A 21,404-nucleotide genomic window follows, 5' to 3' on the forward strand; every position below is an offset into this window, starting at 1 on the left:
CCCCGGCCGCCCGCACCGGGCGGCCGGGGCGGGCCGCGCTCAGCCCGGCGGCAGCAGGCGGACCCGCGGCGGGCGCAGCAGCGACAGCGGGTCCAGGTACGCCTCGCCGCGGCGCAGGCCCCAGTGCAGGCAGGCCGCGGCCGGGCAGCCGGCGTGCCCGGTGGCCAGCGTCCCCAGCGGGGAACCGCGCGCGACCCGCTGCCCGGCGGCGACGGCGGGGTCGACCGGCTCGTAGGTGGTCCGCAGCCCGTCCGCGTGGTCGACGCTGACCACCGGCCGGCCCGCCACCCGCCCGGCGAACACGACGACGCCGTCCCCGGCCGCCACCACGACGTCCCCGGGAGCACCGGCCAGGTCGGCGCCGCGGTGCCCGGGACCGTAGGTCGAGGGCGGGGGAGCGAACGGCCGGGTCACGACCGGCGGCCCGCCGAGCGGTGCGGTCCAGGCGGCGGCGACCGGGGCGGCCGGCTCCGCGACGGCGGGCGCCGGCCCGAGCACGGCGGCGCAGACCAGCAGGAGCGCGAGCAGCGGGCGGGCGGGCACGCCGTCGAGGCTCGCGGCCGGCGGACGGTCGCGGGTCCCCGGCCGCGCACCTGTGGACGGCCCGGACGCGGGGGAGGGGCGGCCCCGTCCGGCGCGTATGCTGTCCGGTGCGACCCGTCTGCGCGGGTCGACTCCGCGCGTCCTCCACCCGCCAGCACGGCGGGGCAGCCCCACCTCGGTCCCGGTCCACCCGGGTCGGTGGCGCCGCGGGACGCCAGGGCGGGACACCACCCGGTGCCCGCGTCAACCGAGGAGCGCGGCCGCCGGGCGGCCGCGCGCGAGCACGAGAGGCTGCGCCCCCATGGCAGTCGTCAGCATGAAGCAGCTGCTCGACAGCGGCGTCCACTTCGGGCACCAGACCCGTCGCTGGAACCCGAAGATGAAGCGCTTCATCTTCACCGAGCGCAACGGCATCTACATCATCGACCTGCAGCAGACGCTCGGGTACATCGACTCGGCCTACGAGTTCGTCAAGCAGACCGTCTCGCACGGCGGCACGATCCTGTTCGTCGGCACCAAGCGCCAGGCGCAGGAGGTCGTCGCCGAGCAGGCGCAGCGCGTCGGCATGCCCTACGTCAACCAGCGCTGGCTGGGCGGCATGCTCACCAACTTCTCCACCGTCCACAAGCGGCTCCAGCGGCTCAAGGAGCTCGAGGACATGGAGCAGACCGGCGTCATGGCCGGCCTGTCCAAGAAGGAGCAGCTGGGCCTGACCCGCGAGAAGGCCAAGCTCGAGCGCAGCCTCGGCGGCATCCGCGACATGCAGAAGGTGCCCAGCGCCATCTGGATCGTGGACACCAAGAAGGAGCACATCGCCGTCGGCGAGGCCCGCAAGCTGGGCATCCCGGTCGTCGCGATCCTCGACACCAACTGCGACCCCGACGAGGTCGACTACAAGATCCCGGGCAACGACGACGCGATCCGCGCCATCAACGTCCTGACCCGCGTGATCGCCGACGCCGTCGCCGACGGCCTCATGGCCCGCTCGGCCTCGCAGGCCAACGCCGGCCGCGAGGACGGCGGCGAGCAGGCCATCGGTGGCGACGAGCCGCTGCCGGACTGGGAGCGCGAGCTGCTGACCGGCCAGGCCGACGGCGCCACCCAGCTCCCGGAGACCCCGGCGGCCCCGCCGGCCGTCACGGCCGACGAGGTCGCCCCCGTCGCGGGCGTGCCCGCCACCGGTGACACCTCCACCGGTACCCAGGGCGCCCAGAACGGCTGACCCCGCCGGCGCCGCCGCCCAGCCCCCGCCGGGCCGGGCAGCGGCGCCGTGGCACGTCCGCACCACCCACTCCAGACCCGTGAGGAAGTGACATGCCCGCCTTCACCGCTGCCGACGTCAAGCGCCTCCGCGACGCCACCGGCGCCGGCATGATGGACGCCAAGAAGGCCCTGACCGAGGCCGACGGCGAGTACGACAAGGCCATCGAGCTGCTGCGCATCAAGGGGGCCAAGGACGTCGGCAAGCGCCTCGAGCGCTCCACGACCAACGGCATCGTCGTCAGCAAGCACGGCGCACTGCTCGAGCTCGACTGCGAGACCGACTTCGTCGCCAAGAACGCCGACTTCGTCGCGCTGGCCGAGCGGCTCATCGAGATCGTCCTCGAGCAGTCGCCGGCCGACCTCGACGCGCTCATGGCGACCGAGGTCGACGGCCAGACCGTCGCCAAGCTCATCGAGGCCGAGTCCGCCCGCATCGGCGAGAAGCTCGTCCTCTCCCGCTTCGCCACCTTCGAGGGCCCGACCGCGGTCTACCTGCACAAGCGGGCCACCGACCTGCCCCCGGCCATCGGCGTCGCCGTCCAGTACCAGGGGGGCGACGAGGAGGCCGCGCGGGCCCTGGCGATGCACATCGCCGCCGCCCGCCCGCGCTTCCTGTCCCGCGAGGAGGTCCCCGCGGAGGCCGTCGAGACCGAGCGCCGGGTCGCCGAGCAGACGGCCAAGGAGGAGGGCAAGCCCGAGCAGGCGATCGTCAAGATCGTCGAGGGCCGGGTCAACGCCTACTACAAGGACTTCGTCCTGCTCGAGCAGCCGTCGATCACCGAGCCCAAGCGCACGGTGAAGCAGGTCATCGACGAGGCCGGCCTGACCGTGCAGCGGTTCGCCCGCTTCGAGGTCGGCCAGGCCTGACGAGCCGCACAGAAGGACCCCGTTGTCCCCGTCCGGCCCCGCTGCAGGGGCCCGCGCCGAAGGTGCGAGGCGTGGGGGGCAGCGGGGTCCTTCTGGTGCCCGGGCCCGGCTGGCGAGCGCCGGGCACTCTGTCAGGATCACGAAGAACGACGTCGAGCGAGGGAAGAGCCGTTGACCGAGACCGCCACGACGCAGACGACCGAGGCACTCCACCCGCCGCTCTCGGCCCCGAGCGCCTTCCAGCCGGCCGACGGCGCCGGCTACCAGCGGGTGCTGCTCAAGCTCTCCGGTGAGGCCTTCGGCGGCGGCAACGTCGGCGTCGACTCGGACATCGTCCACGACATCGCCACCCAGCTGGCCGAGGTCGTCCACGGCGGCACGCAGGTCGCCGTCGTCGTCGGCGGGGGCAACTTCTTCCGCGGCGCCGAGCTGTCGCAGGCGGGCATGGACCGCCGGCACGCCGACTACATGGGCATGCTCGGCACGGTGATGAACTGCCTGGCGCTGCAGGCGTTCTGCGAGCAGGTGGGCCTGGAGACCCGGGTGCAGACGGCGATCACCATGGGCCAGGTCGCCGAGCCCTACATCCCGCGCAAGGCCGTCCGGCACCTGGAGAAGGGCCGGCTGGTCATCTTCGGCGCCGGCGCCGGCATGCCGTACTTCTCCACCGACACCGTCGCCGCGCAGCGCGCGCTGGAGATCGGCTGCCAGGTGCTGCTCATGGCCAAGAACGGCGTCGACGGCGTCTACGACGACGACCCGCGCACCAACCCCGCGGCGACCATGTACGACGAGCTGGACTACGCCACGGTCCTCGCCGACCAGCTCAAGGTCGCCGACGCCACCGCGATCAGCCTGTGCATGGACAACCAGATGCCGATCGTGGTCTTCAACCTGCTGGAGAACGGCAACATCGCCCGGGCGGTGGCAGGTGAGAGGATCGGGACGCTGATCAGCTGAGCGGGCGCCGAGACGCGCACGCCGCACCGCAGGACGACGGCGGGGACGATCCCGCCGCAGGAGGAGAGACCGTGATCGACGACACCCTGCTCGACGCCGAGGAGCGGATGGACAAGGCCCTGTCGGTCGCGCGGGAGGACCTCGGCTCGGTGCGCACCGGCCGCGCGGCGCCCTCGATGTTCAACAAGGTCCTGGTCGACTACTACGGCGCCCCGACCCCGGTGCCGCAGATGTCGTCGATCACGGTGCCCGAGGCGCGCATGGCGGTCATCAAGCCCTACGACAACAGCCAGCTGTCGGCCATCGAGAAGGCCATCCGCGACAGCGACCTGGGCGTGAACCCGACCAACGACGGGCAGATCATCCGCGTGGTCTTCCCGCAGCTGACCGAGGAGCGCCGCCGCGACCTGGTCAAGCAGGCCCGGTCCAAGGGCGAGGACGCCAAGGTCGCCATCCGCAACGTGCGCCGCCGCAGCAAGGAGGAGCTCGACCGGATCGCCAAGGACGGCGAGGCCGGCGAGGACGACGTGCGCCGCGCGGAGAAGGAGCTCGACGACCTCACCGCCCAGCACGTCGCGGCCATCGACGAGGCCGTGAAGAACAAGGAGGCCGAGCTGCTCGAGGTCTGAGCCGCTCGCCCCCCCCTGCCATGACCTCCCGTCCCGACGCCGCCGGGGCCGGCCCGTCCGGGGACGCCGACACCGGGCCGATCCCCGTGGTCCGGCGTCCCTCGCCGCCGCCCCCACCGCCCGGCCCGCTGCGGCCGGCGGCCCCGCCGACCAGCCCGATCGCGACGGCCCCGGGGGCCACCACCCCGGGCACCCAGGAGATGGCCGTCCCGGCCGCCGGGATCGCCCTCCCGCCGGTCCCCGGCGCGCCGGGCGGCCGCGACACCGCTTCCGACGACACCGCTTCCGACGACACCGCTTCGGACGACGCCGCTTCCGTCGACACCGCTTCCGACGACACCGCTTCCGACGACGCCGCTTCCGACGACGCCGCCGCAGCCGCACCGGAGGAGCGGAAGGGCGGCCGGGCCGGGCGCGACCTGGTCGCCGCCGTCGGCGTGGGCCTGGGCCTCGGCGCGGTCATCCTCGCCTCGCTGCTGGTCCACCGGCCGGCGTTCCTGCTGGTCGTCGTCGCGGCGATCCTCGTCGGCATCGTCGAGCTGGTCCGCGCGCTCGAGGCCGGCGGCGCCCGGCCGCCGCTCGCCCCGGTGCTGGTCGGCGCCGTCGCGATGCTGGTGCTGGCCTGGACCCGCGGCCCCGACGGCCTCGTCGTCGGCTTCCTCCTCACCGTCGTCTCGGTGCTGCTCTGGCGGCTCGGCGACGGTCCCGAGGACTACCGCCGCGACGCCGCCGCCGGCGTGCTGGTCACCCTGTACGTGCCGCTGCTGGCCGGCTTCGCGGTCCTGCTGCTCGTCCCCGACGACGGCGTCGCGCGGGTGCTCGCGTTCATCGCCACCGTGGTCGCCAACGACGTCGGCGGCTACACCGCGGGCGTGCTGTTCGGCCGGCACCCCATGGCGCCGTCGGTGAGCCCGAAGAAGTCGTGGGAGGGCATGGCCGGGTCGGTGGTGGCCTGCGTCGCCGTCGCCACGCCGATCGTCGTGCTCGCCCTGGACGGCCCGTGGTGGGGCGGCGCGCTCGTCGGCGTCGCGCTCGCGGTCTCCGCGACGGTGGGCGACCTCGGCGAGTCGCTGATCAAGCGCGACCTCGGCATCAAGGACATGGGGAACCTGCTGCCCGGCCACGGCGGGATCATGGACCGGCTCGACAGCCTGCTGCCCTCGGCGGCGGTGGCCTACCTGCTGCTGTCCTGGGTCGCGCCGCCCGGCTGAGCCGGCCAGGGAGCGCTCACCTCCCACGTGGACCCGGCCACGGTGAAGCCGCGGCGGGCGTACCAGTGGCGCGGCCAGTCGCCGGCGTCGGCCTCGAGGACGACGAGGTCGCAACCGGCGCCCGCGGCCAGCTCCAGCAGCCGGGCGAGGACGGCGTCGGCATGGCCGCGCCCGCGGGCGGCGGGCTCGGTCATCACCGACTCGACCGCCGCGGTCGCGCCGTCGACCCGCAGCTGCCCGGCCGCCACGACCCGGCCGCCCTCCCGCACGACGACGTCGCTGACCGCGACGACCCGGTCGTTGCGGGACTCGCGGCCCACCAGGTGGGCGACCACCTCGTCGAGGTCGGGGATCCCGGCCAGGTCGCGCCGCCACCCCGCCTCCCACAGCGGGTGCACCTCCTCCTGCGCGACCACCTCCGCCCGCTCGGCGCCGGGCAGGCCCGGGGTGGCGGGACGGGCCATGAGCAGCAGCTCCCCGGCCTCCCAGCCGGCCGCGGCCAGCTCGCCGGCGACCGCGCCGGCACCGGGCCAGCGCAGCAGCGCCGCCCGGGCCGGCCAGCCCGCGTCCGCCGCGACCTCGCCGGCGGCCCGCGCCACCGTCGCGGCGTCGACCGGGTCGTCGAGCACCAGCCGGTTGTCGTCGCGGGAGTGCGCGAAGCGCGGGTCGAGGACGGCGACCCCGCCGGGGACGTCGCGCACCTCGGCGGCCCGCCGGGTCCGCAGCGACAGCCCGTGCGCCAGCGCCCGGCCCCGCGCGTCGTCCGGCGCGGGCAGGACCGGCGGCACCGGCGGGCGGTACGGCACGACCGCGACCACCGCCGCCGTCGGGAGGGGGCCGTACAGGTGCGGGAAGCGCGTGCCCGCCGGGTCGGTGGCGACACCGGGCTCCTCGACCACCGGGTCGGTCAGGCGCGCGGGGTCGACGACCAGCAGCACCAGGTCCCGGCGGCCCGGGAACAGCCGCGCGGCCGGCAGGTGCACCTGCTCGGGGCGCGACAGGTGCACGAACGGCGCCCCGGCGGGCGGCAGCGAGCCGGCGGACAGCGCCGCGCGCCAGTCGGCCGGGGCGCACAGGTGGACGAGGACGCTCATGCCCCCGGTGTCTCGTCGGGGTCGATCCCGCGCGCGGCCAGCGCCTGCTCGATCGCCTCGCAGACGGCGCGGACGACGGCCACCCGCGCCCACCGCTTGTCGTCGCCGGCGACCAGCGTCCACCGGCCCGCCGGGTGGTCGGTGCGCTCGAGCATCTCCTCGACGGCGGCCTCGTAGGCCGCGCGCTTCTCCCGGTTGCGCCAGTCCTCGTCGGTGAGCTTCCACGCGCGGTAGGGGTCGTCCGCGCGGGACTCGAAGCGGCGCAGCTGCTCCTCGGGCGAGACGTGCAGCCAGAACTTGACCAGGACCATGCCCTCGGCGGCCAGGGTCGTCTCGAGGTCCACGATCTCGCCGTAGGCCCGCTGCCACGCCTCCTCGCTGGCGAACCCCTCCACCCGCTCGACCAGCACCCGGCCGTACCAGGTGCGGTCGAGGACGGCCATGCCGCCCCAGCCGGGCAGCACGGGCCAGAACCGCCAGAGGAAGTGGTGCCGCTTCTCGGTCGGGGTGGGGGCGGCGAACTGGGCCACCCGGACGTGCCGGGGGTCCAGCTCGTCGACCAGCCGCTTGATCGCGCCGCCCTTGCCCGAGGCGTCCCACCCCTCGAACAGCACGCAGACCGGCGGCCCGAGCGGGGTGCCCAGCTGCCCGCCGAGGAACAGCCGCAGGTGCACCAGGCGCTGCTGCGCGGCGGCCAGCTGTTCCTTGGCCTCGCGCTTGCCCAGCCGGAGGGTGAGGTCCACGTCGTCGAGTCGGCCCACCCCGCAGAGAGTGGCGTACGCGGGCCGGGCTGTCAGGTCGGCAGCTGCGCGTGCTGGCGGATCCAGGCGTGCATGGCGATCCCCGCGGCGACGCCCGCGTTGACCGAGCGGGTGGAGCCGAACTGGGCGATGGACAGGACGTCGTCGGCCACCGCTCGCGCCTCCTCCGACAGCCCGGTGCCCTCCTGCCCGAACAGCAGCACGCAGGCCCGGGGGAGGACGGCGGTCTCGATCGGCCGGGCGCCGGGGAGGTTGTCGACGGCGAGCACCGGCACCCCCCGCTCCCGCGCCCAGGCGCCGAGCGCGGCGGCGTCGGGGTGGTGCCGCACGGTCAGGTACCGGTCGGTGACCATCGCGCCCCGGCGGTTCCACCGCTTCCGGCCGACGACGTGCACCTCCGCGGCGAGGAAGGCGTTGGCCGTGCGCACGACCGTCCCGATGTTCAGGTCGTGCCGCCAGTTCTCGATGGCGACGTGGAAGCCGTGCCGGCGCGGGTCGAGGTCGGCGACGATCGCCTCGACGGTCCAGTAGCGGTACCGGTCGACGACGTTGCGCCGGTCGCCGTGCGCGAGCAGTTCGGGGTCGTAGCGCGGGTCCTCCGGCCACGGCCCCTCCCACGGGCCGACGCCGACCGTGTCGAGCGGGGCGGGTGCGCGCTCGGCCTCGGACACCCGGCCGACGCTAGCGGGCCGCACTGCGCCGCCCGGCCGCGCCTCCGGCACCGCGCCGGGTCGGTCGGGCACGATGACCACTCCACGGGGTGAGTGTTGGATTACCGTGAGTGACAGCGAGGTGGGATGACGGCGCGGCAGGACGGCGACCCCGGTGACCCCGAGGAGACCGGGTCCCCGGTCGAGCTGTGGGGGGAGTGGCTGCCCGGCTGGGTGAACGAGCCCGACCCCGAGGCGGCCGACGAGGACGGCGCCCCCGAGGACGACGCCCCCGAGGACGCCCCCGAGGACGCCCCCGAGGACGACGCCCCCGAGGACGAGGCGCCGAGCGGTGGAGTCCCGGTGGGCGAGGCTTCGGTGGACGAGGCTTCGGTCGACGAGGTGCCGGTGGTCGAGGTGCCGGTGGTCGAGGTGCCGGTGGTCGAGGTCCTGGACGACGAGGTCCCGGACGACGGTCCGCCGGTGGTCGAGGTCCCGGACGGCGCCGCTGCCGGGGAGGCCGCCCCGGAGGGGAGCGGCGCCGGGGACGGCGGGCCGGCGGTCCCGGCGATGACCGAGGTCGTGGTGCCGCGGGTCGTCGTCCGCCCGCGGGTGCGGCCCCGGCGCCGGGTCGGCGTCGCCGTGGCGCTGGGCGTGCTCGCCGCCTGCGGCGTCACCGGTGCGGTCCTGCTGGCGGGTGCCTCGTCCGGCCCGGTCCCGACGGCGGCCGTGCAGTCCACGCCGCCGCCGGCCGTCGCGGCGCCGACCCGGGCCGTCCCGGTGCCGCGGCCGTCCGCCGTCGCCGGCGTCGTCCCCCTGGCCCCGACGAGCAGCGTGCCCGCGCCGACCACGTCCGCGCCGCGGACGGACCCCGTCCTGGCCCCGGTCGAGACGCACGCGACGCCCTCCCCGGTGACGGTCCCGGACGCGCCGCTGCCCACGGTCGTCGCCCCCGTCCCGTCGGCGACGCCGGACCCCGTCCCGGTGCCGCCGCCCGCCGAGCCGACGGCCGTGGTGACGGATCCGGCCCCGACGACCACCGAGGTCACGCCCACGCCGACCGGGCCGGTCGAGGACGGTGAGACCACGGCGTCACCGACGCCGTCGACCTCCAGCCCGTCGCCTGCGCCACCCTCGACGCCGACGGAGAGCCCGCAGACGGACCCGGACGGCGGCGACGCGACCACCACGCCGGTCCTCGGACCCAGCCCCGTGCCGAGCCCCGTGCCGGTCCCCGGGTCCCCGGTGCCCACCGCCGGGTCGACGGACACAGGGGAGCCCTGAGCGAGCGACCTCACCCGCGCGGCGGCCCACGCCCGGCGGAGGGGTGGGACGATGGACCGGTCATGACTGCCCTGCCGCTCGTCCTCGACGCCCCCCGCCGGGGCAAGCCGCCGCGCCACCTCGCCGACCTCACCCGCGAGGAGGCGCGCGCCGCCGTCGCCGGGCTCGGGCAGCCGGCGTTCCGCGCCGACCAGCTCGCCCGGCACTTCTTCCGCGGCACCACCGACCCGGCGCAGATGACCGACCTGCCCGCCGCGGTGCGCGAGACGCTGTCCGGGGCGCTGCTGCCGGGCCTGCTCACGCCCGTGCGCCACCAGTCGGCCGACGGCGGGCGCACCCGCAAGACGCTGTGGCGGCTGCACGACGGCGCGCTGGTCGAGAGCGTGCTCATGCGCTACCCCGACCGGGCCACCGTCTGCATCTCCAGCCAGGCCGGCTGCGGCATGGCCTGCCCCTTCTGCGCCACCGGCCAGAACGGGCTGACCCGCAACCTGTCGGCCGCCGAGATCATCGGCCAGGCGGTCGCCGCCGCCGCGGCCATGGCGTCGGGGGAGATCCCCGGCGGGCCGGGGCGGCTGTCCAACGTCGTCTTCATGGGCATGGGCGAGCCGCTGGCCAACTACGCCCGGGTCCGCCGCACGCTGGACGCGCTGCTCACCTCCGCGCCGTGGGGGCTGGGCCTGTCGCAGCGGTCGGTCACCGTCTCCACGGTGGGCCTGGTGCCGGCGATCCGGCGGCTGACCGAGGAGGGCCTGGGTGTCACCCTCGCGGTGAGCCTGCACGCTCCCGACGACGAGCTGCGCGACACGCTCGTGCCCATCAACACCCGGTACAAGGTGGCCGAGGTCGTCGACGCAGCCGACGCCTACGCCGCGCGCACCGGACGCCGCTACTCGGTGGAGTACGCGCTCATCCGCGACGTGAACGACCAGCCCGAGCGCGCCGACCTGCTCGGCCGGCTGCTGGCGAAGCGGCTCGCGCACGTCAACCTCATCCCGCTCAACCCCACGCCGGGCAGCCCCTGGGACGCCAGCCCGCTGCCCGCCCAGCGGGAGTTCGTGGCGCGGCTGCGCGCGCACGGGGTGCCGACGACGGTCCGCGACACCCGCGGCCAGGACATCGACGGCGCCTGTGGCCAGCTCGCCGCGGCCGACCGCGCTGCTGACGACGGGGTGGGCGTGCCGACCGTGGCCACGCCGGTCCCGGCGCTGGAGCCGCCGGTCGAGCTCGGGGCCGAGGCGGACGCGTGAGCACCGGGGCCGCCGTGTGAGCGCCGAGGTCCCGACCGCCGAGGCGCACGAGCACAGCCACGCCGACGTCTCGGGTGGGTGGCTGCGGGCCGCCGTCTTCGGTGCGATGGACGGGCTGGTGACCAACACCGCCCTGGTCGCGGGCGTCGGCGGTGGCGGTGCCTCGTCGCACGCGATCGTGCTCTCCGGCGTCGCCAGCCTGGTCGCCGGCGCGATCTCGATGGCGCTGGGGGAGTACACCTCGGTCAGCACGCAGAACGAGCAGCTCGACCTCGAGGTGGAGAAGGAGCGCCGCGAGCTCGCGCGCAACCCCCAGGGCGAGCTCGCCGAGCTGGTGGAGATGCTGCGGGTGCGGGGCGTCGACGCCGACCTCGCCGAGCGGGTCGCCGTCCAGCTGCACCGCGACCCCGACACGGCGCTGCGGCTGCACGTGGTCGCCGAGCTCGGCCTGAACCCGGCCGACAAGCCCTCGCCGTGGACCGCGGCGGTCTCCTCGTTCCTCACCTTCGCCACCGGCGCGGTGATCCCGCTGCTGCCCTACCTGCTCGGGTTCTCGGTCCTCGCCGCGGCGCTGGTCTGCGGCGCGGTGGGCCTGGCCGCGGCCGGGGCGCTGTCCTCGCGCTTCACCCCGCGGTCCTGGTGGTCGGCGGCCCTGCGGCAGCTGCTCTTCGGCGCGCTCGCGGCGGGAGCGACGTACGCCATCGGCGCGGCGATCGGCGTCGCGGCCACCTGAGACAGCGACCCCGGAACGACGACCCCCGAACGACGACGCCCGACCCGGCGGGAGCCGGATCGGGCGTCGGGTGTCGGTGCGGGCTACCTGCGCCAGGCGGTGCGCTTGCGGTGCAGGTCCCAGAGCAGCACCACGACCAGGCCGGCGGCGATGCCGAACAGCCACAGGTCCTCCATGCGGCCCTCGTGGTTGCCCCACGTGTAGGACAGCATGACCAGCACGGTCAGCCAGCCGGCGATCTGCGCCCACTTGCCGCTGCGGGCGTGCCAGCCCCAGTCCTCGGGCCGCTCCTCCTCGACCGGGTGCTCCCCGGCACGGACGACGCCCTCCTCGCGGTTGGGCTGGTTGACGCGCGTGGTCAACGGGTTGTCCTGACGGACCCCGGGGCCGGAGTGCTCGCTCACGCCCCTCATCCTGCCAGCCCCTCCGTCGGGTCACCGGTCGAGGTGGGGTGGGCGGGTCGCCCCGCGCGTCGGGGAGGATGCCGCTCATGAGCGAGCCGCGCGAGGTCACCGTGCTGGGCTCGACCGGGTCGATCGGCCGGCAGGCGATCGCGGTCGCCGAGCAGAACCCCGGCCGGCTGCGGATCACCGCGCTGGCCGCCGGCGGGGGCGACGTCGCCCGGCTGGCCGAGCAGGCGCTGACCCTCGGTGTCCGCACGGTGGCGGTGGCCCGCGCGACGGCCGCCCAGGACCTGCAGCTGGCCTTCTACGCGGCGGCCTCCCAGCGGGGCTGGGCGCGGGGCGAGTACGCGCTGCCGGAGATCCTCGCCGGGCCGCGCGCCGCCGAGGAGCTCGCCGCCCGCCCCGCCGACGTCGTCCTCAACGGGATCACCGGCTCGATCGGGCTGGGGCCCACGCTCGCCGCGCTGCGGGCCGGCAACGTCGTCGCGCTGGCCAACAAGGAGTCCCTGGTCGCCGGCGGGGACCTGGTCACCGCCGCGGCCGCGCCCGGCCAGCTGGTGCCGGTCGACTCCGAGCACTCGGCGCTGGCGCAGTGCCTGCGCGGCGGCGCGCGCGGCGAGGTCGCCCGGCTGGTGCTCACCGCCAGCGGCGGCCCGTTCCGCGGGCGCAGCGCCGCCGACCTCGCCGACGTCACCGTCGAGCAGGCGCTGGCGCACCCCACCTGGGCCATGGGCCCGGTGGTCACGGTCAACTCGGCCACGCTGGTCAACAAGGGCCTGGAGCTGATCGAGGCGCACCTGCTGTTCGGCGTGCCCTACGCCGACATCGACGTCGTGGTGCACCCGCAGTCGATCGTGCACTCGATGGTCACCTTCTCCGACGGCGCGACGATCGCCCAGGCCAGCCCGCCGGACATGCGGCTGCCGATCGCGCTGGCGCTGGCCTGGCCCGACCGGCTGCCGCACGTGCAGCCGGCGCTGGACTGGTCGACGGCGAGCACCTGGGAGTTCGCGCCGCTGGACGCCGACGCGTTCCCGGCGGTGCGCCTCGCGCGCGCGTCGGGTGAGGCCGGCGGCGTCGTCCCGGCGCTGTACAACGCGGCCAACGAGGAGGCGGTCGCCGCCTTCCTCGCCGGACGGCTGCGTTTCCCGGACGTCGTCGGCCTGGTCGCGCGTACCCTCGACGCCGCGCCGGACCTCGGCGCCCCCACCTGCGTGGACGACGTGCTGGCCGCGGAGCGCTGGGCCCGGCAGCACGCCCGCGCCGCTCTCGCCGGAGGCCCGAGCTGAGCATCCTCCTGACGGTCCTCGGGATCGTCGCGTTCGCGGTCGGCCTGCTGTTCAGCATCGGCTTCCACGAGTACGGCCACTTCTACTGGGCGCGGAAGTTCGGCATGCGCGTGCCGCAGTTCATGGTCGGCTTCGGCCCGACGGTGTTCTCCCGGACGCGCGGCGAGACCGAGTACGGCATCAAGGCCGTCCCGCTCGGCGGCTACATCCGCATCGTCGGCATGATCCCGCCGGCCGAGGAGGGCGAGAGCAAGCGCGCCACCCGCATGCGGACGTTCATCGCCGAGGTGCGCGGCCAGGCCCTCGACGACGTCCGGCCCAGCGACGCCGGCCGGGTCTTCTACGCCAAGCCCTGGTGGCAGCGCGTGGTCGTCATGTTCGCCGGGCCGTTCCACAACCTGGTGCTCGCGGTCGTGTTCTTCGCGATCACGCTCACCGCGATCGGCACCAACGTCATCACCACCCAGCTCGACACCGTCCCCGCCTGCGTCGTCCCCGCCGGCGCGGAGAGCATCGCCGTCGCCGACGAGCAGGGCCGCGACGTGTGCCGGATCCCGATCGTCACCAGCGGCGCCGACGCCGGGCAGGTCTGCGAGGAGGGCGCCCCCGGGTGCGCGACGCCGGTGGCCAGCCCCGCCGCCCAGGCCGGGCTGCGGCCGGGCGACACGATCGTCGCGATCGACGGCCGGTCGCTCGACCCGACCGGCTACGACAGCTGGACCACGGTGCAGCAGGCGATCCGCGGCTCGGCGGGGGAGCCGCTGACCCTCACCGTCGAGCGCGACGGGCAGAGCCGGGAGCTCACCGTCACCCCGATCGAGAACGTGGTCGCCACCGACGACGGCGAGGGCACGATGACCGCCGGCTACCTCGGCGTCAGCCCGGTGTTCGGCTTCGCCCGCCAGTCGGTGTCCGACCTGCCCGGCTACTTCGGCATGGTCGTGTCCCAGTCGGTGCAGCGGCTGGTGGAGATCCCCGAGCGGGTCCCGCAGCTGTTCCGCGCCGCCTTCCTCGGCGAGGAGCGCGACGCGAACGGCCCGATCGGCGTCGTCGGCGTCGGCCGGATCTCCGGGGAGGTCTTCGCCATCCAGGAGTTCAGCGGCGCCGAGAAGCTGAGCTTCTTCCTCGGCCTGCTGGCCAGCGTCAACCTCGTGCTGTTCCTGTTCAACCTGCTGCCGATCTACCCGCTCGACGGCGGGCACGTGGCCGGGGCGCTGTACGAGAAGGCCCGCTCGGTGGTCGCCCGCTGGCGCGGCCGGCCCGACCCCGGCCCGTTCGACATCGCCCGGCTCATGCCGGTCGCCTACGTCGTCGCGGGGCTGTTCATCGCGCTGTCGGGGCTGCTGCTCATCGCCGACGTGGTCAACCCGATCACACTCCGGTAGGCGTCGGCACCGACCTGCGCGGAACGGGGATACTCGGGGCATGTCCACCGTCGTCGGCCTCGGCATGCCCGCTGCGCCCCCGCCCGTCCTCGCGCCCCGGCGCAAGACCCGCCAGCTGATGGTCGGGAACGTGGGGGTCGGCAGCGACCACCCGGTCAGCGTGCAGTCGATGACGACGACGAAGACCGCGGACGTCAACGCGACGCTGCAGCAGATCGCCGAGCTGACCGCCTCGGGCTGCCAGATCGTGCGCGTGGCCGTCCCGGACACCGACGACGCCGAGGCGCTGCCGGCGATCGCGAAGAAGTCGCAGATCCCGGTCATCGCCGACATCCACTTCCAGCCGCGCTACGTGTTCGCCGCGATCGACGCCGGCTGCGCCGCGGTGCGCGTCAACCCCGGCAACATCAAGAAGTTCGACGACCGGGTCGGCGAGATCGCCAAGGCGGCCAAGGACGCCGGCATCCCGATCCGCATCGGCGTGAACGCCGGCTCGCTCGACAAGCGGCTGCTGGCCAAGTACGGGAAGGCCACACCGGAGGCGCTGGTCGAGTCGGCGCTGTGGGAGTGCTCGCTGTTCGAGGAGCACGACTTCCGCGACATCAAGATCTCGGTCAAGCACAACGACCCGGTGGTCATGGTGCGCGCCTACGAGCTGCTGGCCGCGCAGTGCGACTACCCGCTGCACCTCGGCGTCACCGAGGCCGGGCCCGCGTTCCAGGGGACGATCAAGTCCGCCGTCGCGTTCGGCGCGCTGCTGTCCCAGGGCATCGGCGACACCATCCGCGTCTCGCTCTCGGCGCCGCCGGTCGAGGAGGTCAAGGTCGGCACCCAGATCCTGGAGTCGCTGAACCTGCGCCAGCGCGGCCTGGAGATCGTCAGCTGCCCCTCGTGCGGCCGCGCGCAGGTCGACGTCTACAAACTGGCGAACGAGGTGACCGCCGGCCTCGACGGGCTCGAGGTGCCGCTGCGGGTCGCCGTCATGGGCTGCGTCGTCAACGGTCCCGGCGAGGCCCGCGAGGCCGACCTCGGCGTGGCGTCGGGCAACGGCAAGGGGCAGATCTTCGTCAAGGGCCAGGTCGTCAAGACCGTCCCCGAGTCGCAGATCGTCGAGACGCTCATCGAGGAGGCCATGCGCATCGCCGGCGAGCAGGTCGACGCCGGCACGCCCTCCGGCCCGCCCGTCGTCACCGTCAGCTGACCCGCCGCACCGTCCGTCCTCCCGGGTCAGATCCGTGCTCCGCTCGCCGACCGCCCGCGTCCTCGACGAGACCGACGAGCCGGCCGTCCGCCGGCTGCTGGCCTCCGACCCGGTCGGGGCCTGCGTCCTGGCCGGGCGCGTGGAGGTGGCCGGCACCGCGCCGTCGACCCTCGGGGCGCCGCTGTGGGGGATGGGCACCGGCCGCAGCCTCGACGCCGTCTGCCTGGCCGGGGCCAACCTGATCCCGTTCGCCGTCCCCGGCGCCGAGCAGGCCGCGGCGGAGGCGTTCGCCGAGCGCGCCCGCCGGGCCGGCCGCCGCTGCTCGACGATCGTCGGGCCGGCCACGGCCGTCGACCCGCTGTGGGAGCTGCTCGAGCCCGTGTGGGGCCCGTGCCGCGACCACCGGCCCCGGCAGCCGCTCCTGGCCATCGAGGGCCCGCCGGCGATCGCCCCCGAGCCGCGGGTCCGGCCGGTGCGCCCGCGCGAGGTCGACGTGCTGCTGCCCGCGGCGGTGGCCATGTTCACCGAGGAGGTCGGCGTCAGCCCGCTGCGGACCGACGGCGGCGTCGGCTACCGGGCACGCGTCGAAGACCTCGTCCGCGCCGGCCAGTCGCTGGCCTGGATCGAGGACGGCCGGGTGCTGTTCAAGGCCGAGATCGGCGCGGTGTCGCGGGCGGCCTGCCAGGTGCAGGGCGTGTGGACCGCCCCCGAGATGCGCGGCCGCGGCATCGGCGCCGCCGGGATGGCCGCCGTCGTCGAGTACGCGCGCACCATGATCGCCCCGGTGGTCAGCCTCTACGTCAACGACTACAACGCCCCCGCCCGCGCGGTGTACCGCCGGGTCGGGTTCCGCGAGGTCGGCCGCTACGCCAGCGTCCTCTTCTGACGGAGGACCTCCCCGCCCCCGTCACTCGCACGCTCGTGACGGGCCCCTGCGGGGAGGCCGTTCCAGCACGTCACCACCGGAACGTCACTCCGGTCTGAGAGGGTGTCCCGTCGTGGCAGCACGACGCGCGGCGGTCCTCGGCACGGTCCTCACCCTCCTCTCCGCACCGGTCCTCGCCGCCTGCTCCGGCAGCTCCGAGGACGACGTCCGCGCCGCCGCGCAGGCCTTCCTCGACGACTGGGCCGGCGGCGACACCGACGCCGCGGCCGGCGCCACCACCGACCCCGGAGCCGCCACCGCGCTGCTCGAGCAGACCGCCACCGACCTGCCCGACGCGACCCTCGGCGCCGAGCTCGGCGACGTCACCGTCGAGGACGGCACCGCCACCGCCGGCTGGACGGCCACCTGGGACCTCGCCGCGGCCCCCGACTGGACCTACGAGGCCACCCTCGAGCTGCGGGAGGGGGAGGACGCCTGGCAGGTGGTCGCCGAGCCGACCCTCGTGCACCCCGAGCTGGGGGAGGGCCAGCGCCTGCAACTGACCCGGTCGTTGCCCGAGCGCGCGGCGATCACCGACGCCGCCGGCCAGCCGCTGTTCACCCCGACCGAGGTCGTCAACGTCGGCGTCGACACCGGCCAGGTCACCGACCTGCCGTCGCTGGCCGCCGCGCTGTCGGCGGCCACCGACGTGCCCGCCGAGGAGATCACCGCCGACGTCCAGGCCGCCCCGGCCGGCCAGTTCGTCCCCGTCATCACCCTGCGGCGGCCGGACTTCGAGGCCATCCGCGCCCAGGTCTTCGACCTGCCCGGCGCCGTCTTCCCCACGGAGACGCGGCTGCTCGCGCCGTCGCCCCGGTTCGCCTCCGCGCTGCTCGGCCGGATCGGCGCGGCCACCGCCGAGGTGCTCGAGGAGACCACCGGGGACGACGGCGCCGTGTACGCCGCGGGGGACCAGCTCGGCCTCTCCGGCCTGCAGCGCGCCTACCAGGAGCAGCTCACCGGCACCCCGGGCTTCACCGTCTCCGTGGTGAGCACCGACGAGTCCACCGGCGACGCCGGCCGGCAGGTCGGCGCCGTCGACCCCGTCCCCGGCGAGCCGGTCCGGACGCCGCTGGTCCGCGCGCTGCAGGACGCCGCCGACGGCGCCGTCGCCACCCAGCCGTTGCCGACCCACCTCGTCGTCGTCCGGCCCGGCACGGGGGAGGTCCTGGCCGTCTCCTCCAACGAGGCCGCGGCGGCCGGCAACGCCCTGACCGGGCAGTACCCGCCGGGCTCGAGCATGAAGACGATCACGGCGACGGCGCTGCTGTCCGCGGGCGCGCTGACCCCCGACACCCCGGTCGCCTGCCCCGGGACGACGGTCGTCGAGGGCCGCGAGTTCGAGAACCAGGACCAGTTCGACCTCGGCACCGTGCCGTTCACCGAGGCGTTCGCGCAGTCCTGCAACACCACCTTCATCGAGGCCGGCCTGCAGCTGCCCGACGACGCCCTGGCCGCGGCGGCCGCCGCCTACGGGGTGGGCAGCGACTGGCAGCTGCCGGTCGAGGTGTTCAGCGGCAGCGTCCCGGCCGACGCCACCGGCACCACGAAGGCCGCCGACGCGATCGGCCAGGGCCAGGTGCTCGTGAGCCCGGCGCAGATGGCGCTCGTGGCCGCGGGCGTCGCCAGCGGCACCCCGGCCGCGCCGGTCGAGGTGGTCGGCGCCGACCCGGCGGGCCCCGCGCCGGCCGGTCCGGGCCAGGCCGTGCTCGACCAGCTGCGGCCGATGATGCGCCAGGTCGTGCTGACCGGGACCGCGCAGGCGCTGGCCGACCGCGGCGAGGTCTACGGCAAGACCGGCACCGCCGAGTTCGGCAGCAACACCCCACCGGACGCGCACGGCTGGTTCACCGGCTACCGGATCGGCGGCCCGCAGGGCGACGTCGCGTTCGCGGTGCTGGTCGAGGGCGGGCAGTCCAGCAGCGCCGCCGTCGCCGTCACCGACGCCTTCCTCGGCGCGCTGGGCTAGCCCTCGGGCAGGCCCGGCAGGGCCGACGTCACCGGGGTGCGGCCGGCCGCGGCGCGCCAGGCCACCGCGCGCTCCTCGGCGGCGCCCAGGGAGTCGACGGCGAGCTGCCGGACCTCGGGCTCCTCCGCCGCGTCGAGCAGCGCCACCCAGGCCGCGGACACGCCGTCCTCCAGCACGACCGCCAGGGCCGCGGCGTCGACCGGCGAGAGCACCGGGAAGGGCAGCTCGTAGCCCGCCTCGGCGGGCACCGGGTCGGCGTCGCGCTCGTCGAGCAGCCCCGCCAGGCGGTCGCGGGCGTCCCGGTGGGCCTGCTCGGCGTCGGCGGCGGGCGTCCGGCCGTCCGGCGGCAGCGCGGCCCCGACGACGCCGTACCCCCACACCGCCGCGTGCTCGGCGGCCACCACCTCGCGCAGCGCGGTGTCCTCCGCGCCCCCGGCGGTCCCGTCCTCAGCCACCTGCGGCCTCCCTCACGCCAGCGCGGCGGCGTGCCCGCGCAGCCCCGCCGCGATCGACCCCAGCAGCGCGGCCCCCGCACCCGAGGCCTCCACGCAGGCGGCCGCGTGCGCGACGGCCGCGGCGCCCACCTGCTCGCGCAGCCACGCGCGCAGGTCCCCGCCCGCGGGCGGCGCCGACGGGGCCGAGGACGACGGCGTCGCCCCCGGCGCCGCCGCCCGCAGTCGCGCCAGCTGCTCCTGCGCCTGGCCGCTCAGGTCGGCGACCGTGCCGCCGAACGCGGGGTCCGCGACGGCCGCCGCGTCGTAGGCGGCCACCACCGCCTCCTGGACGGCGACCTGACCGGCCAGCCGGTCCTCCTGCGCCGCCGTCTCCCGGGCCGCCTCCCCGGAGTCGCCGGAGGTGCAGCCGGCCAGCAGCAGCGCCAGCCCGGCCGTGCCCGCGAGCAGGCGGCGGCGCGGGAACCCGGCGGGCGGAGGGGAGACGGACATCGCCCGCCAGTCTCCCAGGAGCCGCCCCGCCCGCCCGGACGGCGTCCGGGCGCGTCGGGACCTCAGGCAGGTCACCCGCCCGAGCGGCCGGGCCCCGGCGCGCGGCGGAGCGGTAACCTGACGACTCCCCGGGTACGCCGCGGCCGGTGCTGCGCGAGCCCGCGCCACCGGGCGCGGCCCCGGACGGTGCGGTCCGCCGAGCACGAGCTCCGACCGGTTGCAGGAGGGGAGGGAGCCCGTGTCCGCGAGAGGACGGCAGGACCCGGCCGCAGGGTCGCGGCAGGACCCGGCCGCCACACGGCTGGCCGGCTGGATCGAGCCCGTGGTCGGTGCCGCCGGCTACGACCTCGAGGAGCTGGTGGTCACCCCCGCCGGCCGGCGCAGCGTCGTCCGCGTGGTGGTCGACCGGGACGAGGGCGTGTCCCTCGACGACGTCGCGGAGGTCAGCCGGGCGGTCTCGGCGGTCCTCGACGAGAACGACGGCGACCTCGGCCGCGCCCCCTACGTGCTCGAGGTGACCAGCCCCGGCGTCGACCGGCCGCTCACCGAGCCGCGGCACTGGCGGCGCAACACCGGCCGGCTGGTCACCGTGACCGTCGGACCGGCCGGGGCGGCCGAGCAGGTCACCGGCCGGGTCACCGCCGTCGACGGCGAGGGCGTGACCCTCGCCGTCGAGCCGAAGGCCAAGCCCGGTGCCCGCAAGCGGCCGCCGACGGCCCGCCAGGTGCCCTGGGCCGAGCTCGGCGCCGGCCGGGTGCAGGTCGAGTTCGGCCGCCCGGGCAGGGACGACGCGGCGGAGGACCTGGCGGAGGACCCGGACCAGCCGGACGACGTGCTCGACGCGGACGACGACGAGGGCGACGACGACGGAGGAGGACAGTGAACATCGACGTGACCGCTCTCAAGGCGGTCGAGCGGGAGAAGGGCATCCCCGTCGAGACGGTCATCGAGGCCCTCGAGACGGCGCTCGTGACCGCGTACCGCCACGCCGACGGCGCGGCCAAGCACGTGCGGGTGCACGTCGACCGCAAGACCGGCGAGGTCGCGGTGCTCGCGCAGGAGCTCGGCCCCGACGGCGAGGTCGTGCGCGAGTGGGACGACACCCCGAGCGACTTCGGCCGCATCGCGGCCAGCACCGCCAAGCAGGTCATCGTCCAGCGGCTGCGCGACGCCGAGCACGAGCAGACCTTCGGCGAGTACGCCGGCAAGGAGGGCGACATCGTCAGCGGCGTCGTCCAGGCCGACGCGCGCCGCAACGCCCAGGGCGCGGTCCTGGTCGACATCGGCAAGGTCGAGGCGGTCCTGCCCGCCGCCGAGCAGGTGCCCGGCGAGAGCTACCCGCACGGCAGCCGGCTGCGCGCCTACGTCGTCTCCGTGGCCCGCACCCACCGCGGGCCGCAGGTGACCGTCTCGCGCACCCACCCGAACCTGGTGCGCAAGCTGTTCGCCCTGGAGGTCCCCGAGATCGCCGACGGCAGCGTCGAGATCGTCGCCGTCGCGCGGGAGGCCGGGCACCGCTCGAAGATCGCCGTCCGCACCTCGGTGCCGGGGCTCAACGCCAAGGGCGCCTGCATCGGCCCGATGGGGCAGCGGGTGCGCAACGTCATGAGCGAGCTGCACGGCGAGAAGATCGACATCGTCGACTGGTCCGACGACCCGGCCACGTTCGTGGCCTCGGCGCTCAGCCCGGCCCGGGTGAGCAGCGCCACGCTGGTCGACCCGAAGGCCAAGGCGGTGCGCGTCGTCGTCCCGGACTTCCAGCTGTCGCTGGCGATCGGCAAGGAGGGGCAGAACGCCCGCCTCGCCGCCCGGCTCACCGGCTGCCGGATCGACATCCGCAGCGACGCCCGGCCCGACGACGCCACCCCCTCGCCCGGGGTGGGGCGCCCGCCGCTGCGCTCGGGCCCGCCGCCGGTCCGCGCCGGCGCCCCCGGCGGGCGGCCGTCCCCCGCTGGGGGCGGGCTGCGGTCCGGTCCGCGACGTCCGGAACAACGGGGTCCTGCAGCGCGCTAGAGTGACGGGTGGCCGAAACGTCGATCCCG

At 75.8% G+C, this 21,404-nt stretch carries 22 protein-coding genes; 15 read left to right on the forward strand and 7 right to left on the reverse strand.

The genetic code is table 11. The annotated features are described in order from the left end of the window. Window positions 1-39: 39 nt before the first annotated feature. Complete coding sequence (locus ACI796_RS21885) at window positions 40-543, reverse strand: peptidoglycan DD-metalloendopeptidase family protein (RefSeq protein WP_456943325.1); 504 nt, start codon at window positions 541-543, stop codon at window positions 40-42. 301 nt (window positions 544-844) lie between these two features. Between ACI796_RS21885 and rpsB the strand changes: the two genes are divergently transcribed. The 5 genes from rpsB to ACI796_RS21910 all read left to right on the forward strand — a co-directional run bounded on the left by rpsB (window position 845) and on the right by ACI796_RS21910 (window position 5,473). Continuing rightward, window positions 845-1,765 carry a 30S ribosomal protein S2 gene (gene rpsB, locus ACI796_RS21890; protein WP_456943326.1) on the forward strand — a complete coding sequence of 307 codons (921 nt, stop codon included), beginning with the start codon at window positions 845-847 and terminating at the stop codon, window positions 1,763-1,765. 92 nt (window positions 1,766-1,857) lie between these two features. Further along, window positions 1,858-2,673 (forward strand): translation elongation factor Ts, encoded by an 816-nt coding sequence (gene tsf / locus ACI796_RS21895; RefSeq protein ID WP_456929899.1) that lies wholly within the window; start codon window positions 1,858-1,860, stop codon window positions 2,671-2,673. Between the two features lie 171 nt (window positions 2,674-2,844). Next, window positions 2,845-3,633, forward strand: a complete 789-nt coding sequence (gene pyrH / locus ACI796_RS21900; protein ID WP_456943327.1) for a UMP kinase — start codon at window positions 2,845-2,847, stop codon at window positions 3,631-3,633. A 71-nt stretch (window positions 3,634-3,704) separates the two neighbouring features. Beyond that, a complete protein-coding gene (gene frr, locus ACI796_RS21905) occupies window positions 3,705-4,262 on the forward strand; it encodes a ribosome recycling factor (protein ID WP_456943328.1) in 558 nt (185 codons plus the stop codon). 20 nt (window positions 4,263-4,282) lie between these two features. Continuing rightward, window positions 4,283-5,473 carry a phosphatidate cytidylyltransferase gene (locus ACI796_RS21910; protein ID WP_456943329.1) on the forward strand — a complete coding sequence of 397 codons (1,191 nt, stop codon included), beginning with the start codon at window positions 4,283-4,285 and terminating at the stop codon, window positions 5,471-5,473. Here the strand turns inward: ACI796_RS21910 and ACI796_RS21915 are convergent. Genes ACI796_RS21915 through ACI796_RS21925 form a run of 3 tightly spaced genes read right to left on the reverse strand, consistent with a single transcriptional unit; the run spans window position 5,437 to window position 7,999 of the window. Further along, the gene (locus ACI796_RS21915; RefSeq protein WP_456943330.1) at window positions 5,437-6,567 is read right to left on the reverse strand and encodes a GNAT family N-acetyltransferase; all 1,131 of its coding nucleotides are present in this window, start codon (window positions 6,565-6,567) and stop codon (window positions 5,437-5,439) included. The two genes, ACI796_RS21910 and ACI796_RS21915, sit on opposite strands and share 37 nt — an antisense overlap. Next, the gene (locus ACI796_RS21920; RefSeq protein ID WP_456943331.1) at window positions 6,564-7,328 is read right to left on the reverse strand and encodes a polyphosphate kinase 2 family protein; all 765 of its coding nucleotides are present in this window, start codon (window positions 7,326-7,328) and stop codon (window positions 6,564-6,566) included. The genes ACI796_RS21915 and ACI796_RS21920 overlap by 4 nt, the downstream gene beginning before the upstream one ends. A 32-nt stretch (window positions 7,329-7,360) precedes the next feature. Beyond that, a complete protein-coding gene (locus tag ACI796_RS21925) occupies window positions 7,361-7,999 on the reverse strand; it encodes a TrmH family RNA methyltransferase (protein ID WP_456943332.1) in 639 nt (212 codons plus the stop codon). 126 nt (window positions 8,000-8,125) lie between these two features. Here ACI796_RS21925 and ACI796_RS21930 point away from each other — a divergent pair, with 126 nt between their 5' ends. From ACI796_RS21930 to ACI796_RS21940, 3 genes are all read left to right on the forward strand, one after another. Further along, complete coding sequence (locus ACI796_RS21930; RefSeq protein WP_456943333.1) at window positions 8,126-9,262, forward strand: hypothetical protein; 1,137 nt, start codon at window positions 8,126-8,128, stop codon at window positions 9,260-9,262. Window positions 9,263-9,324: 62 nt separating this feature from the next. Then, a complete protein-coding gene (rlmN, locus tag ACI796_RS21935) occupies window positions 9,325-10,512 on the forward strand; it encodes a 23S rRNA (adenine(2503)-C(2))-methyltransferase RlmN (RefSeq protein WP_456943334.1) in 1,188 nt (395 codons plus the stop codon). Between the two features lie 16 nt (window positions 10,513-10,528). Further along, on the forward strand, window positions 10,529-11,245 hold the full coding sequence (locus tag ACI796_RS21940; protein ID WP_456943335.1) for a VIT1/CCC1 transporter family protein: 717 nt from the start codon (window positions 10,529-10,531) through the stop codon (window positions 11,243-11,245). Between the two features lie 83 nt (window positions 11,246-11,328). On the opposite strand, the gene ACI796_RS21945 is transcribed toward ACI796_RS21940, so the two are convergent. Then, on the reverse strand, window positions 11,329-11,649 hold the full coding sequence (locus tag ACI796_RS21945) for a DUF2631 domain-containing protein (protein ID WP_456943336.1): 321 nt from the start codon (window positions 11,647-11,649) through the stop codon (window positions 11,329-11,331). Window positions 11,650-11,735: 86 nt separating this feature from the next. Between ACI796_RS21945 and dxr the strand changes: the two genes are divergently transcribed. The 5 genes from dxr (at window position 11,736) to ACI796_RS21970 (ending at window position 18,418) form a co-directional block, all read left to right on the forward strand. Further along, window positions 11,736-12,938, forward strand: a complete 1,203-nt coding sequence (gene dxr, locus ACI796_RS21950; protein WP_456943337.1) for a 1-deoxy-D-xylulose-5-phosphate reductoisomerase — start codon at window positions 11,736-11,738, stop codon at window positions 12,936-12,938. A 23-nt stretch (window positions 12,939-12,961) separates the two neighbouring features. Then, window positions 12,962-14,323 carry a M50 family metallopeptidase gene (locus ACI796_RS21955; protein ID WP_456943359.1) on the forward strand — a complete coding sequence of 454 codons (1,362 nt, stop codon included), beginning with the start codon at window positions 12,962-12,964 and terminating at the stop codon, window positions 14,321-14,323. A 40-nt stretch (window positions 14,324-14,363) separates the two neighbouring features. Continuing rightward, a complete protein-coding gene (gene ispG, locus ACI796_RS21960; RefSeq protein ID WP_456943338.1) occupies window positions 14,364-15,524 on the forward strand; it encodes a flavodoxin-dependent (E)-4-hydroxy-3-methylbut-2-enyl-diphosphate synthase in 1,161 nt (386 codons plus the stop codon). A gap of 34 nt (window positions 15,525-15,558) precedes the next feature. Next, on the forward strand, window positions 15,559-16,410 hold the full coding sequence (locus ACI796_RS21965; RefSeq protein ID WP_456943339.1) for a GNAT family N-acetyltransferase: 852 nt from the start codon (window positions 15,559-15,561) through the stop codon (window positions 16,408-16,410). Window positions 16,411-16,522: 112 nt separating this feature from the next. Then, the gene (locus tag ACI796_RS21970; protein ID WP_456943340.1) at window positions 16,523-18,418 is read left to right on the forward strand and encodes a penicillin-binding transpeptidase domain-containing protein; all 1,896 of its coding nucleotides are present in this window, start codon (window positions 16,523-16,525) and stop codon (window positions 18,416-18,418) included. Here the strand turns inward: ACI796_RS21970 and ACI796_RS21975 are convergent. After that, window positions 18,415-18,873: a ferritin-like domain-containing protein gene (locus ACI796_RS21975; protein ID WP_456943341.1), complete on the reverse strand. Its 459-nt coding sequence runs from the start codon at window positions 18,871-18,873 to the stop codon at window positions 18,415-18,417. The genes ACI796_RS21970 and ACI796_RS21975 overlap by 4 nt on opposite strands. 12 nt (window positions 18,874-18,885) lie before the next feature. Next, on the reverse strand, window positions 18,886-19,362 hold the full coding sequence (locus ACI796_RS21980; protein WP_456943342.1) for a hypothetical protein: 477 nt from the start codon (window positions 19,360-19,362) through the stop codon (window positions 18,886-18,888). A 238-nt stretch (window positions 19,363-19,600) separates the two neighbouring features. On the opposite strand from ACI796_RS21980, the gene rimP reads away from it, so the two are divergent. Together rimP and nusA are read left to right on the forward strand one after the other, a co-directional pair. Next, complete coding sequence (gene rimP / locus ACI796_RS21985) at window positions 19,601-20,245, forward strand: ribosome maturation factor RimP (RefSeq protein ID WP_456943343.1); 645 nt, start codon at window positions 19,601-19,603, stop codon at window positions 20,243-20,245. Further along, on the forward strand, window positions 20,242-21,375 hold the full coding sequence (nusA, locus tag ACI796_RS21990) for a transcription termination factor NusA (protein WP_456943344.1): 1,134 nt from the start codon (window positions 20,242-20,244) through the stop codon (window positions 21,373-21,375). The genes rimP and nusA overlap by 4 nt, the downstream gene beginning before the upstream one ends. The last annotated feature ends 29 nt before the right edge of the window (window positions 21,376-21,404 follow it).

It is taken from the genome of Geodermatophilus sp. SYSU D00525 (assembly GCF_054050475.1).